At 60.9% G+C, this 13,485-nt stretch carries 9 protein-coding genes and 3 pseudogenes; 5 read left to right on the plus strand and 7 right to left on the minus strand.

What is annotated here, in order from left to right:
• Positions 1-57 precede the first annotated feature (57 nt).
• From CD04_RS22840 to CD04_RS0120620, 4 genes are all read right to left on the minus strand, one after another.
• Complete coding sequence (locus tag CD04_RS22840; RefSeq protein ID WP_051849482.1) at positions 58-456, minus strand: hypothetical protein; 399 nt, start codon at positions 454-456, stop codon at positions 58-60.
• 12 nt (positions 457-468) lie between these two features.
• Positions 469-1,395 (minus strand): ParA family protein, encoded by a 927-nt coding sequence (locus CD04_RS0120605; protein WP_031410269.1) that lies wholly within the window; start codon positions 1,393-1,395, stop codon positions 469-471.
• 555 nt (positions 1,396-1,950) lie between these two features.
• On the minus strand, positions 1,951-3,186 hold the full coding sequence (locus CD04_RS0120615; RefSeq protein ID WP_038168624.1) for a site-specific integrase: 1,236 nt from the start codon (positions 3,184-3,186) through the stop codon (positions 1,951-1,953).
• A 597-nt stretch (positions 3,187-3,783) separates the two neighbouring features.
• On the minus strand, positions 3,784-4,815 hold the full coding sequence (locus CD04_RS0120620) for an IS110 family transposase (RefSeq protein ID WP_031404465.1): 1,032 nt from the start codon (positions 4,813-4,815) through the stop codon (positions 3,784-3,786).
• A gap of 324 nt (positions 4,816-5,139) precedes the next feature.
• Here CD04_RS0120620 and CD04_RS0120625 point away from each other — a divergent pair, with 324 nt between their 5' ends.
• Both CD04_RS0120625 and CD04_RS0120630 read left to right on the plus strand, forming a co-directional pair.
• A complete protein-coding gene (locus CD04_RS0120625) occupies positions 5,140-6,279 on the plus strand; it encodes an RNA-guided endonuclease TnpB family protein (protein ID WP_031410275.1) in 1,140 nt (379 codons plus the stop codon).
• A gap of 512 nt (positions 6,280-6,791) precedes the next feature.
• Positions 6,792-7,295 (plus strand): annotated as a pseudogene (locus CD04_RS0120630) (winged helix-turn-helix domain-containing protein); the annotation flags it as partial.
• A 15-nt stretch (positions 7,296-7,310) separates the two neighbouring features.
• Here the strand turns inward: CD04_RS0120630 and CD04_RS0120635 are convergent.
• Positions 7,311-8,261 carry an IS110 family transposase gene (locus CD04_RS0120635; protein WP_369792815.1) on the minus strand — a complete coding sequence of 317 codons (951 nt, stop codon included), beginning with the start codon at positions 8,259-8,261 and terminating at the stop codon, positions 7,311-7,313.
• Positions 8,262-8,496: 235 nt separating this feature from the next.
• Here CD04_RS0120635 and CD04_RS0120640 point away from each other — a divergent pair.
• A pseudogene (locus CD04_RS0120640) lies at positions 8,497-9,033 on the plus strand (IS630 family transposase); the annotation flags it as partial.
• Between the two features lie 273 nt (positions 9,034-9,306).
• On the opposite strand, the gene CD04_RS0120645 reads toward CD04_RS0120640, so the two are convergent.
• Both CD04_RS0120645 and CD04_RS0120650 read right to left on the minus strand, forming a co-directional pair.
• Positions 9,307-9,966 carry a peroxiredoxin gene (locus CD04_RS0120645; RefSeq protein ID WP_369792874.1) on the minus strand — a complete coding sequence of 220 codons (660 nt, stop codon included), beginning with the start codon at positions 9,964-9,966 and terminating at the stop codon, positions 9,307-9,309.
• 516 nt (positions 9,967-10,482) lie between these two features.
• Complete coding sequence (locus CD04_RS0120650; RefSeq protein WP_031404313.1) at positions 10,483-11,514, minus strand: IS110 family transposase; 1,032 nt, start codon at positions 11,512-11,514, stop codon at positions 10,483-10,485.
• A 324-nt stretch (positions 11,515-11,838) separates the two neighbouring features.
• On the opposite strand from CD04_RS0120650, the gene CD04_RS0120655 reads away from it, so the two are divergent.
• Complete coding sequence (locus CD04_RS0120655; protein ID WP_031410281.1) at positions 11,839-12,978, plus strand: RNA-guided endonuclease TnpB family protein; 1,140 nt, start codon at positions 11,839-11,841, stop codon at positions 12,976-12,978.
• Positions 12,979-13,046: 68 nt separating this feature from the next.
• Positions 13,047-13,256 (plus strand): annotated as a pseudogene (merE, locus tag CD04_RS25080) (broad-spectrum mercury transporter MerE); the annotation flags it as partial.
• Positions 13,257-13,485: the final 229 nt, after the last annotated feature.

Genomic DNA, 13,485 nt, shown 5'->3' on the forward strand with positions numbered 1-13,485 from the left:
CGTAAAAGTCACCGGCGCTGCGCGGCATTATCGCGCAGCGCCCTGTGGGCTGTAGTGTTAAACCTTACCACCTTGGATTGCCTGCGAACGAACACGAGCACCGACGGTGGCCTCGATGACTTTGTCACGGAGAGTTTCGACTTTGTCTTGCTTTGATATTGGGATATCGAGCTTGCGAGCGATTGGCTCAACAGATTTTCGTGTGGAGAAGTTCGCATCAAGAAACTGCTGCGCCTCTTCTCGGTTCCGAAAAGCCGTAAGTCTTTCGATCACGTTTGCTAGATTGGCATCATGCGTTGGTGTACTCGACTCTTCCTTACTGCGCTTGCGGGTAAGGCGAATTTCGATGTTGAAGGATTCGTCTCCGAGCTTGGAAAAATCATCTTCACTTAATCGCTCAACGGCATCAACGAGCCGCTGCAAGGCGCGGGAGAATTGGAATTTTCGACTAATCATATTTTCCGTTCCTCACAGCACAGATTCGAATTCATCAACAAATTTCTCGATCTCGTTGACTACGTCGGAGTGAGTGCCGTTCGAGTACTGATTCAAAACTACCGGCATTAGATTTTGCGGCGCATCAGCAAATATTGTCTTATTCTCGCGGAAATAGTTCTTGAACGTAGAAACGCCAAGTCGCTTTGTTTGAGAGATGAACTGTCGCTGGGCGGAAATTGGCTGACCGCTCGTAATCTGAATCATCGTAAAGATGACACCCAGAATTTTCGGCGCGATGGTTTCTGTTTCCTTATCCAGCTCGGCGTACTCGTTGAATTCCTTGACGAGTTCATTGACGCTTCGATGCAAGTAATCTATCCCAAGCGTCGATAGATAGTCTGGCTTCGCGGGAATGAGTATCTTCTCACTCGCAACGATTGCATTTTTTGTCACGATGTTGAAGTTCGGGGGGCAGTCCATCAGAACAATGTCGTAGTCCGTGCTATCAGCAAGTGATGCAATAGCCTGCCTAAGTTTTCCGTGAACCTTGATGTAGTTGCGCTTTGCCTGTTGAAGATTGACCCCGCTAAGAAGTGTGGCCAATTCGAGGTCTACGTTTATAAGCCCGAGATGGGAGCAGATAAGATCAATACGTCCGCCGTTGTTACGTGATTTCAAGAAGCGATTGACGCTTGATGGCGCAATGACGAAGTCGGTAAGAGGGGGCGGCTCCGTTCCTTGACTGATCGCATCAAACCAAGACTTGATGGTTCGTGATGCCTTGTAATCGGTATCCCATTTATCTGGAGTAACGAACGAAAACGTCAGACTTGCTTGAGCATCTGTATCGATCAATAGGACCTTCTTCCCGCGATAGGCTAGCTCGCCAGCAAGGTTCGCGGTAACCGTGGTCTTACCGACGCCACCCTTGTAATTAATGACGGCGACAATTTCCATGAGTGCTCCTTAAAAGGTCTAACGTAATGCATCCAGCAAAGTCTGCGGGATAGGCGGGGACGTGATGGATATTCTTGGCATTTCATGCTTCGCAAAGTGGCTTGCAGTTTTGGGTTCAAACTGAATAACTGCATGAAAGCCGCCGGTATAAAAACGCCGTCAAACCCCGCACACTTGTTGTTCTTGACGCGCGCCGCACAACTGAGCTCAAAATTGGACACTTTGCGCCATTCTGTCTCATCACCTGAATTCAGTGCCTCGTCGAGCGGTTGATAGGTTGATCCTAACTGCGATTCTGCTCCACATCCATGGCGTACCTTCCGGCCGCAACGACAGATCTGGAGCGATTTCGCCAATGACAGCTCCTGGCCGACTCCGGCCTTTCGATCAAATCGTGCTGAACGACCGCTCCGGCCAACGACCCGTTTTCCAGGGCGCAGATCAGCCCCATCTCCAGCGCGCCGCGCAGGGCGATCGGCATGCCGGCGCCGGTGGCGGCTTTGGATCGGAATCGCTGGCGGGTTTGAAATGGAACCCTTGAAAGGTTTGATCAGACTACGCACAGTTGTTGGTCTCCAAATTTGCCGATGTTCCGGATGTGACAAACGCCGTCCACTTCTCCATCATCGGCCGACGTTGATCGAGCAGGTCGGTACGGTGATACGCCGCCTCCACCTTGTTGGCCACCGTGTGCGCCAAGGCGCGCTCGGCCAGATCACGCGGATACCCCTGCTCGCTGCACCAGTCCCGGAATGATGAGCGAAACCCATGCGCCGTCGCACAACGACCTGGCGTATCACTCGGTGCATTCACTCGGCGCAAAAAGCTGGTGAGCACCATGTCCGACAGCACGCCCTCCGCATAAGGGGCCGGGAATACGAAGCATTGCTGATAGCCTTCCTGCCCACGAAGAATCTCCAATGCGCGATCCGTGAGCGGTACCCGGTGCGGCATCTTCGCTTTCATTCTGGCTGCTGGAATCGTCCAGATCGCTTTGTCAAAATCGATCTCATCCCACGTCATTCCCCGCAACTCCCCAGATCGGCAGGCCGTGAGAATCAGCAACTCCAGCATGGCGCGCGATTGATCCAATCGCGCACGCCGTCCCAAGTGCTCTGCGACGAATTTCGGAATGTCCCGCCATGGCATCGCAGGTTGATGCTGCACGCGAACCGCCTTGCCCGGTTGTTGTGGCAGCAGGTGATGCACCACGTCCACCGGATTCGATGTGCAAAAACCATGCGCCCATCCCCATGCAATGACTGCATGCAGCCGTTGCTTGATCCGGCTGGCGGTCTCTGCCTTGTCGATCCAGATCGGCCGCAGCACATTGGCGATGTGTGCCGGTTGGATCGTGTCCAGCATCATCCGCCCAATCTCAGGAAACGCATACTGCTCGAGGGTGTTGATCCATTGCTGCGCATGCTTGGGATTCTTCCAGCCTGGGCAAAGCTCCTCATGCAGGATGCGCGCGGCTTCCTCGAACGTGGGTGGTTTGATTTTGCCCTTCGCTGCTTCCAGTGCTTTGAGTTCCAGGGGGTCACCGCCAGCGGCAATCTGTTCGCGCATAGTCAGAGCCCGTTTGCCCGCTTCGGCGATGCCCACCTCGGGATACGAACCCACACCAGCGTTGCGCCGCTTTCCGGTCACCGGACTGACGTACCGGAACACCCATTTGCCCTGGCCTTTGACCGTGGACGGATGCAGGGTCAGGCCCGTGACGCCACCATGGGCGATAGGGCCGTCAGCGAGCTTGAGGTTGCGCGCTTTGAGTTCGGAAATCACAGCCATGATCAGTATCCATCAAGGGGTGGCGGAGTGCATTGGGTATGCCATCCAGTATGCCACGAAGTGCTGATTTCTATTGATCAAATTTGTGCGTTAATGATGCTGTAGGCGATCTATCTTATTGAAAATACTTGGATAAAATGATCGTTGTTGGACGTGATTGATTGCGAAAAAAGCAGACCCTCTCTCCGCCAAAATCATCATGTAAGTTTTGATTTAAAAGTGCCCTTGTAGATTAAGGGCTTTTATTCACACAAAACCTACTGCAGTGCGTTTGCCTTGGTAGGTCATCCGTTGCTTATATGGATGCCTCCCGGCGATCAAGAGCAATCGGCGTTGTGCTGTGAAGAGTCGGCTGCCGCCTTATATCCGGCCTCGATCGCGGGTTGTCTGGTTGCCCAGACGCGCCGCCGGCCCCGATGTCATTCGCGGACAAGCGCCTCATCTCCTAGAGCGGACTGTTGAAGTCCGACAACGGATTCAGGTTTGGCTTGCCCCGGTCCGACCGGTTCACATCACGCTGCGTCTTGCTGCCTCATCGCCTACAAAGGCGGTCCATTCCTTTCATCAAGTAAGAGTTGATCCATGGTCACCGTTCGTTCAGGCCGCTTGCGGCCGCACGCTGCGGTGGCCCCTCTGGTAATCCTGTTGTCTGGCCGTGACGGCCCAGATCGTCCGCGCCATCTTGGCCGCCTGGGCCACGATGACCACGTTGGCCGGGCGCCGCTGCCGGATCTGCTCCAACCATGGCCCCGGTTCCTTGGCGTGCGTGAGCACGGATCGCGCGCCGTGGATCAACAGCGTTCGCACGTAGGCGTCGCCGCGTTTGGAGATGCCCTGCAGGCGGATCTTGCCGCCCGTGCCTCGCTGTGCGGGCACCAGGCCCAGCCAGGCGCAGAACTGGCGCGCCGAGCCGAAAGCGCGGGCGTCGCCCATGGTGGCGATCGCCGCTGTGGCGGTGAGCACCCCGACGCCGGGGATCTCGGCAATGCGCCGCATGTCCGGATCCTGGCGGAGTTGCCATGCCAGACGTTTGTCAATGGCGGCAATGTCCTCGCCCAGCGCCTTGATGCGCCGCACCTGCTCGCGCAGACTGTCGGCCACCATCTGCGGCAGCGCCGTCGAGAGTGCCTCCAGCGCCGCCTCGACCTCGCCCAGCATGGCCCGGCTGCCCTTGGCGAAGACGGTGCCGAACTCGTACAGCAATCCGCGCAGCGCGTTGGTCTGCATGACGCGCATCTTCATCAGCAGCTCGCGCTGGCGATGCAGCGTCAGCGTGGCCTGCTGCGCCAGCGACTTGACTCCGACGAACTTGGTGCCCGGCTGCTGCACCGCCAGCCAGATCGCTCGCGCGTCCGTCGCATCGGTCTTGTTGCCCGACACGAACGGCCGCACCGCCCGGGCGTGCAGCAGCCTCACCTCATGGCCCAGCGCGCGCAGCTCGCGCGCCCAGTGGTGCGCCCCGCCGCAGGCCTCGATGCCGACCAGGCACCGCGCCCGGTTGGCGAAGTGCTCCAGCACCTTGGCCCGCTTGATCTGCACATTGGCAATCTCGCCCGTGAACATGTCGACCGTGTGCATCTGAAACACCAGCTTGGCGATGTCCAGCCCCACCACCTGCAGGCCGTCCATCGTGCCGATGATTTGCCCTGCGCTCATGCCTGTCTTACGATTCATGTCGGGTCTCCGAGGGTGTTTGTGAAGACCGTGGTCTATCACGTCCTGGGCACATCGATGCCGTATCCACTCGGGGACCCACCCCGCCACCCTAGCGGCCAGGTCGACTCCGAACGGCCTCGCGTTCATCTCCATACTCCTGTCTCAGTCCCCGCAGGGAGGGAGGCATCCATCACATCTCCGAGAAACCCCGCCGTTTAGGGCGGGGAGGAAAGGAGCGCCGATCGAAGATCGGTGCTGTGTTGACAATTTACACGGAAAAAGCATAGCATGTGAGGCATGCAGGTCAAGCGCGCCTATCGCTTTCGCTTCTACCCGACGCCCGAGCAAGTTGACGCACTGGCTCGAACCTTCGGGTGCGCACGCTTCGCTTACAACCACATGTTGCGCATGCGCAGCGACGCCTGGATGCAGCGGCGAGAGCGCGTGGGCTACCACGAAACCTCCGCGGCGCTGACCATGCTCAAGAAGACGCCCGAGCATGCGTGGCTGAACGAAGTCAGCAGCGTGCCCGTGCAGCAGGCGCTGCGGCACCTGAACACCGCGTTCTCGAACTTCTTCGCCAAGCGAGCCCGGTACCCGTCCTTCAAGCGCAAGGACGGGCCGCAGGCGGCCGAGTACACCACCAGCGCATTCCGATGGGACGCGGGCCGGCGCGAGTTGCGTCTGGCGAAGATGGACGCGCCGCTGGACATCCGCTGGTCGCGCACCTTGCCACAGGCGGCCAAGCTCACGACCGTGACCATCTCGCGCGACACTGCGGGGCGGTACTTCGCCGCGCTGCTGTGCGACGACGTGGTCACGTCCAGGAAGGCCGCATCCGGCCAGGTCGGCATCGACCTGGGGCTCACCCACTTCGCGATCCTCTCCAGTGGCGAGAAGGTCGCATCCCCCAAGGCCTTTCGCCGCTGCGAAGCGCGACTGGCCGTGCGCCAGCGCCGGCTGGCGCGAGCCAAGCTCGGCTCGAAGAACCGGGCGAAGTTGAAGTTGAAAGTTGCTGCGCTGCATGCGCACATCACGGACGCGCGCAGGGACTTCCTGCACAAGCTCTCGACCCGGTTGATCAACGAAAACCAAGTGATCGCCGTCGAGACGCTGTCCGTGTCGAACATGCAGCGCAACCACTGCTCGGCGAAGTCGATCAGCGATGCAGGCTGGTCAGAGTTCGTCAGGCAGCTTGAGTACAAGGCGCAGTGGAATGGGCGCACGCTGATTGGCATTGACCGCTGGTACCCGAGCAGCAAGACCTGCTCGGCCTGCGGCCGTGTGCAAGGCAGGATGCCGCTCAGCGTGCGCGAATGGACGTGCCCGGAGTGCGGCACGCGCCACGATCGCGACGTGAACGCAGCGCGCAATGTATTGGCCGCAGGACTTGCGGTAGCAGCCCATGGAGAGACTGTCAGTCCTGTGTTGCTGTAAAGCGGCATGGGCAGGGCTCTGTGAAGTGGGAATCTTCGGCCTTCAGGCCGGGGAGCAGTCAATCTTGCCCGTGATTTGTCGCCTCAAGACAGCACCCGCACCAGCTTCGCGCGGTCTATGGGACGACGACTCCGGTAGCCATTCTGCTGAACGCCGAGCGCGTCCCAGCGGGTGTCTGGTGAGCTGCCTCTCGACGTGCTCTATCACCCACCTTCGCCAGGCGCCGCGGGCCGCTTCCCGACGACGGGTGCCTGAACATAGTCCTCGACTTCCTGCCGAGGGGCAACGGCTACGCAGGCTACCTGTACCGCCTTGAAAAGGCCACTTGGACGCGCCGCGCTGGAGGCTTACGTGGACCGGCTTTGCGACTTACGCGAGTACGTCGAGCACCAGGGTCTGCCCCCGAACCCGAATGAATGAGAGCTGCTGTAGGAGTGCGACCGGGGCGAGGAGTGTTATAGATAAGGCCCAATAACATATGAACTTTCAGCAAGTTTTTTGATCCATTGATGATGGAAAAGGAAAACGCAAGGAAGCAAACACTGGAGCAACTTCACGAGCGGCGCAAGCAAGTCGTGAGGTTGCACAAGCGGGGCGTCAAGATCATGCAGATCGTGGACATGACGGGGCTGAGCTACCCGCCCGTTCGAGCGGCCATTGACTTGTACGAGGCTGGCGGCTGGAGCGCCATCCGGCCGACTCGGCGCGGACGCGCCAGAGGCGACGGTCGGGTGCTCAGTCAAGCGCAAGAAGAGACGATCCAGCGCCTGATCATTGACACGCGTCCCGAGCAACTCAAGATGGACTTCCATCTGTGGAGCCGCGCTGCAGTGATGCAACTCATTGAACAGGAGTTCGACATCAAACTGCAGGTGCGCAGCGTTGGAAAGTACCTCACCCGCTGGGGCTTTACGCCGCAAAAGCCCATCAAGCGAGCCTATGAGCAAAGCCCCGCGGCGGTGCAGGCTTGGCTGGAGGGGGAATACCCCGCCATCGAGCAGCGCGCCAGGGCTGAGTAACCGTGTTGAAAGTCAAGCAGTGAAAGGCTGATTTTGAGCGTTCAGATGGTCCCGGGTGATGGCGTTGAGGTGGGTGATCAGCTTGCGCATGCAGGCGATCAAGGCCACTTTCTTGAGCTTGCCTGCGGCCACCAGACGCTTGTAGAAGGCGCGAATGGCGGGGTTGAATCGTGTGGCGGTGAGCGTGGCCATGTACAAGGCACGTCGCACCTCGAAGCGCCCGCCGGTGATGCGTCGTCGGCCTCGGCTGGACCCGGAGTCCTTGGCGTAGGGGGCCACGCCGACCAAGGCACAGATCTGGCGCCGGTTGAGCCGCCCCAGTTCAGGCAGTTCAGCGATCAGGGTTGCGGCAGCGATGCGGCCGATCCCGGCCACGCTTTGCAACAGCTTGGCCATCACGGCATGATGCTGTTCGACATGGCGGACCATTTCGGCATCGACGTCGTCGAGCTGGCGGGCAATCGCCTCGAGCAGGGCATCGATACTCGGGCGCGTCACCGGGCGGGCCAGGCGCAAGCGCTGGCGCTCGGACAACTGCATGGCCACGAGCTGGCGCCTGCGGGTGACCAGGGCTGCGAGATCCTGCTGCTCGGGCTCGCTCAGCGGACGCACGAAGCGCTCGCAGTCGGGGCGCTGGGCCAGCACGGCAGCGAACTCGGCCAGGGTGGCCGCATCGATGCGGTCGGTCTTGGCCAGGCGCTGCATCGCACGAGCGAAGTCACGCGCCATGCGCGGGTTGATGACCGCCACACGCAGACCCACTGCTTGCAACGCGCACGCCAGCGCCGCCTCATAGCCACCGGTGGCCTCCATCAGCACCAGCCCCGGCTGCAGCTTCACCAAGGCGTCGGCCAGAGCGGAATGCCCCTCGGCATCGTTGCTGACATGAGCCAGCTCCGATGGCAAGACTGCTCCCAGGCAAGCCACATCGACATGCGCACTGGCAACGTCGATGCCCACCATCACGGATGATCCAGACATGGTCTTCATATCCCTTCCTTGTGCATGCGAGCAGGCGAAACGCCGCTCAACTAACCGTTCGGGCGTCAGGAAGACCAGCACGGGGTCCGTGCGCAATCGACTCAGCCACGAGCTGGCGAGCACGCTCGCCGACTCCAGGGCGTTTCAGGCTGCACGATCCGGTCCGGTCACCTCAACGGTGATTAGACTGCACCGCGCTGATCTGGTTTAAACATACAAGGGCGGGGAAATTCACTGGGGAGACGAAACCGCGCTGGTCAACACGGACGTGCGCGGCAGAAGCTTTGCCCCTGCGGGCAAAACCCCGGTGGCCATGGCCGTGGGCGGAACGCGCCAGAAGCTCTCGATGATCGCCACGGTGACCAACCAGGGCAAGACCCGCTGGATGATCATCGACGAGGCGTTTGATGCCGACAAGTTGATTGAGTTCTTGCAGGCCTTGATCAAGGATGCGGGCAGGAAGGTATTCCTGATTCTGGACAACCTGAGGGTGCATCACAGCAAGTTGGTGAAGGCGTGGGTCGCCTTACACAACGCGCAGATCGAGCTGTTTTACCTGCCCAGCTACAGCCCCCAACTCAACCCTGAGGAGAGGCTCAACGCCGATCTCAAGCAGGAGATGGGCAAACGCGTGCCGGTGCGAACCAAGGCCAAGTTACGCGAAGCCGCCAACGACCACATGGCGATGCTGGAACAAAACCCGCAGCGTGTGATGAGCTACTTCCAGGACCGGCGCGTTCGCTATGCAGCTTAATACTTCACAGGGCCGGATCAATAGGCCGAGGAGCGGTGCTCCGCGTGGGAGGCGGCGTAGTGCGTCTGGGCAGTGCCCGGGGCTGCATGCCGATCTTGCGACACGCGGCATTGCCGTCCACCGTGCTCGCACACTGCGAAACGGCCCGAGCCGGGATCCACTGCCCGGCGTATGCCGAAGGCCGAGGCCGGATGGTCGATTGCCTCAGCGCGCAGTGGTTCGAAGACTCGATGAGCGCCACGCCAAGCTGAGCCTTGCCGTGACGCTGCATCATCAGACCGACTTTTTCGAGAAATACCAGTCGGTCACTTCCATGCCCTGCTTCGGGCCCTCGGCGATGCGCTCGTTCATCGCCTCGACGGTCTTGGGCGGAGGCACGATGGCCTTGTCGCCCGGACACCAGGCCTCGGGCGTGGCCACGCCGTACTTGTCGCTAGTCTGCAGAGCCTCGAGCAGGCGCACAAATTCGTTGATCGAGCGGCCGTTGCTCATCGGGTAATAGACCATCGCGCGCAGGACGCCGTTGGGGTCGATGAAGAAGGTCGCACGCACCGCCTGGGTGTCGGCGGCGCCGGGGTGGATCATGCCGTAGGCTCGCGCCACCTCCATCTTCAGGTCTTCGATGATGGGGAAGGGTATGTCGACATCGAAGTTCTGCTTGATCGACCGCACCCACGCCAAGTGGGCGAAGATCGAATCGATCGACAGCCCGAGCAGTTCGCAGTTCATCGACTTGAACTTGTCGTGGTTGCGCGCGAAGCCCATGAATTCGGTGGTGCACACCGGGGTAAAGTCCGCCGGATGCGAGAACAGGATCAGCCACTTGCCCTTATAGTCCGCCAAGGTGCGGTCGCCGTGGGTGGTCTTGGCCGAAAATGCGGGGGCCGGCTCGTTCAGGCGGGGAAGGCCGTAGGCAATGGATTCGGTATTCATGTCCATGATGCTCCTTGAAACGGAACCGCTGGCGGGATTGCCAACATCTTTCAAGCATACCGAGGCCGAGTGTCTGCCGCCAATTGTTTTAATCAAGTTGGCTGATAGCCTTTCTCCATGTCATAAAGGCGTAGAAATCAAGACGCTTATGTGACCATTGCCTTGTGATAGATCAAGTCTTCCGTGCCTCAAGCAAGACACGTTCATCCGTTGCTTATATGGATGCCTCCCGGCGATCAAGAGCAATCGGCGTTGTGCTGTGAAGAGTCGGCTGCCGCCTTATATCCGGCCTCGATCGCGGGTTGTCTGGTTGCCCAGACGCGCCGCCGGCCCCGATGTCATTCGCGGACAAGCGCCTCATCTCCTAGAGCGGACTGTTGAAGTCCGACAACGGATTCAGGTTTGGCTTGCCCCGGTCCGACCGGTTCACATCACGCTGCGTCTTGCTGCCTCATCGCCTACAAAGGCGGTCCATTCCTTTCATCAAGTAAGAGTTGATCCATGGTCACCGTTCGTTCAGGCCGCTTGCGGCCGCACGCTGCGGTGGCCCCTCTGGTAATCCTGTTGTCTGGCCGTGACGGCCCAGATCGTCCGCGCCATCTTGGCCGCCTGGGCCACGATGACCACGTTGGCCGGGCGCCGCTGCCGGATCTGCTCCAACCATGGCCCCGGTTCCTTGGCGTGCGTGAGCACGGATCGCGCGCCGTGGATCAACAGCGTTCGCACGTAGGCGTCGCCGCGTTTGGAGATGCCCTGCAGGCGGATCTTGCCGCCCGTGCCTCGCTGTGCGGGCACCAGGCCCAGCCAGGCGCAGAACTGGCGCGCCGAGCCGAAAGCGCGGGCGTCGCCCATGGTGGCGATCGCCGCTGTGGCGGTGAGCACCCCGACGCCGGGGATCTCGGCAATGCGCCGCATGTCCGGATCCTGGCGGAGTTGCCATGCCAGACGCTTGTCGATGGCGGCGATGTCCTCGCCCAGCGCCTTGATCCTTTGCACCTGCTCGCGCAGACTGTCGGCCACCATCTGCGGCAGCGCCGTCGAGAGTGCCTCCAGCGCCGCCTCGACCTCGCCCAGCATGGCCCGGCTGCCCTTGGCGAAGACGGTGCCGAACTCGTACAGCAATCCGCGCAGCGCGTTGGTCTGCATGACGCGCATCTTCATCAGCAGCTCGCGCTGGCGATGCAGCGTCAGCGTGGCCTGCTGCGCCAGCGACTTGACTCCGACGAACTTGGTGCCCGGCTGCTGCACCGCCAGCCAGATCGCTCGCGCGTCCGTCGCATCGGTCTTGTTGCCCGACACGAACGGCCGCACCGCCCGGGCGTGCAGCAGCCTCACCTCATGGCCCAGCGCGCGCAGCTCGCGCGCCCAGTGGTGCGCCCCGCCGCAGGCCTCGATGCCGACCAGGCACCGCGCCCGGTTGGCGAAGTGCTCCAGCACCTTGGCCCGCTTGATCTGCACATTGGCAATCTCGCCCGTGAACATGTCGACCGTGTGCATCTGAAACACCAGCTTGGCGATGTCCAGCCCCACCACCTGCAGGCCGTCCATCGTGCCGATGATTTGCCCTGCGCTCATGCCTGTCTTACGATTCATGTCGGGTCTCCGAGGGTGTTTGTGAAGACCGTGGTCTATCACGTCCTGGGCACATCGATGCCGTATCCACTCGGGGACCCACCCCGCCACCCTGGCGGCCAGGTCGACTCCGAACGGCCTCGCGTTCATCTCCATACTCCTGTCTCAGTCCCCGCAGGGAGGGAGGCATCCATCACATCTCCGAGAAACCCCGCCGTTTAGGGCGGGGAGGAAAGGAGCGCCGATCGAAGGTCGGTGCTGTGTTGACAATTTACACGGAAAACGCATAGCATGTGAGGCATGCAGGTCAAGCGCGCCTATCGCTTTCGCTTCTACCCGACGCCCGAGCAAGTTGACGCACTGGCTCGAACCTTCGGGTGCGCACGCTTCGCTTACAACCACATGTTGCGCATGCGCAGCGACGCCTGGATGCAGCGGCGAGAGCGCGTGGGCTACCACGAAACCTCCGCGGCGCTGACCATGCTCAAGAAGACGCCCGAGCATGCGTGGCTGAACGAAGTCAGCAGCGTGCCCGTGCAGCAGGCGCTGCGGCACCTGAACACCGCGTTCTCGAACTTCTTCGCCAAGCGAGCCCGGTACCCGTCCTTCAAGCGCAAGGACGGGCCGCAGGCGGCCGAGTACACCACCAGCGCATTCCGATGGGACGCGGGCCGGCGCGAGTTGCGTCTGGCGAAGATGGACGCGCCGCTGGACATCCGCTGGTCGCGCACCTTGCCACAGGCGGCCAAGCTCACGACCGTGACCATCTCGCGCGACACTGCGGGGCGGTACTTCGCCGCGCTGCTGTGCGACGACGTGGTCACGTCCAGGAAGGCCGCATCCGGCCAGGTCGGCATCGACCTGGGGCTCACCCACTTCGCGATCCTCTCCAGTGGCGAGAAGGTCGCATCCCCCAAGGCCTTTCGCCGCTGCGAAGCGCGACTGGCCGTGCGCCAGCGCCGGCTGGCGCGAGCCAAGCTCGGCTCGAAGAACCGGGCGAAGTTGAAGTTGAAAGTTGCTGCGCTGCATGCGCACATCACGGACGCGCGCAGGGACTTCCTGCACAAGCTCTCGACCCGGTTGATCAACGAAAACCAAGTGATCGCCGTCGAGACGCTGTCCGTGTCGAACATGCAGCGCAACCACTGCTCGGCGAAGTCGATCAGCGATGCAGGCTGGTCAGAGTTCGTCAGGCAGCTTGAGTACAAGGCGCAGTGGAATGGGCGCACGCTGATTGGCATTGACCGCTGGTACCCGAGCAGCAAGACCTGCTCGGCCTGCGGCCATGTGCAAGGCAGGATGCCGCTCAGCGTGCGCGAATGGACGTGCCCGGAGTGCGGCACGCGCCACGATCGCGACGTGAACGCAGCGCGCAATGTATTGGCCGCAGGACTTGCGGTAGCAGCCCATGGAGAGACTGTCAGTCCTGTGTTGCTGTAAAGCGGCATGGGCAGGGCTCTGTGAAGTGGGAATCTTCGGCCTTCAGGCCGGGGAGCAGTCAAGTTGAGATGAAGGAGGCAGCGCGCAAAAGTATCGCCGGCTACCTGTGGACTGGCTTAGCCGTGCTGGTCTGTCCATGTCATTTGCCGATCCTGGTCGGCGCTCTGGCTGGCACGACCGTTGGCGCCTTGGTCAGCAATCACTGGGTCGTCGCACTGTTCAGCTTGGTGGCTTTGTTTTTCTTTTCTGCGACCCGAGCGTGGATGGCTTTGTCGGAAGGCTCATGCGGTTCTCGGTGCGAGGAAGCGCGTGGCCCCGCGTTGGGAGCAGACAAGGCGAAGCGGCGCACCGTTAAACTGCGTGACTCGTCCTGAATGGGCAGGGCTCTCGTATATCAAGCTTGTACGGCAATGGCTCGACCGAGCGGCTCTGGCACATGTTTTAACCCCTGGTTTTGCATTTCTGCACGGGGTCTTGCCTTCGTCCAGTTTGCGAATGGACGGCGTC

Source organism: Thiomonas sp. FB-Cd (genome assembly GCF_000733775.1).
Classification (GTDB): Bacteria; Pseudomonadota; Gammaproteobacteria; order Burkholderiales; family Burkholderiaceae_C; genus Thiomonas_A.

Excerpts from the sequence above, each read along its gene's own strand:
- CD04_RS22840 (WP_051849482.1), bottom strand. The coding sequence starts at position 456 with ATGATTAGTCGAAAATTCCAATTCTCCCGCGCCTTGCAGCGGCTCGTT.
- CD04_RS0120605 (WP_031410269.1), bottom strand. The coding sequence starts at position 1,395 with ATGGAAATTGTCGCCGTCATTAATTACAAGGGTGGCGTCGGTAAGACC.
- CD04_RS0120615 (WP_038168624.1), bottom strand. The coding sequence starts at position 3,186 with ATGGCTGTGATTTCCGAACTCAAAGCGCGCAACCTCAAGCTCGCTGAC.
- CD04_RS0120620 (WP_031404465.1), bottom strand. The coding sequence starts at position 4,815 with ATGGACGGCCTGCAGGTGGTGGGGCTGGACATCGCCAAGCTGGTGTTT.
- CD04_RS0120625 (WP_031410275.1), top strand. The coding sequence starts at position 5,140 with ATGCAGGTCAAGCGCGCCTATCGCTTTCGCTTCTACCCGACGCCCGAG.
- CD04_RS0120635 (WP_369792815.1), bottom strand. The coding sequence starts at position 8,261 with ATGGTGGGCATCGACGTTGCCAGTGCGCATGTCGATGTGGCTTGCCTG.
- CD04_RS0120645 (WP_369792874.1), bottom strand. The coding sequence starts at position 9,966 with ATGAATACCGAATCCATTGCCTACGGCCTTCCCCGCCTGAACGAGCCG.
- CD04_RS0120650 (WP_031404313.1), bottom strand. The coding sequence starts at position 11,514 with ATGGACGGCCTGCAGGTGGTGGGGCTGGACATCGCCAAGCTGGTGTTT.
- CD04_RS0120655 (WP_031410281.1), top strand. The coding sequence starts at position 11,839 with ATGCAGGTCAAGCGCGCCTATCGCTTTCGCTTCTACCCGACGCCCGAG.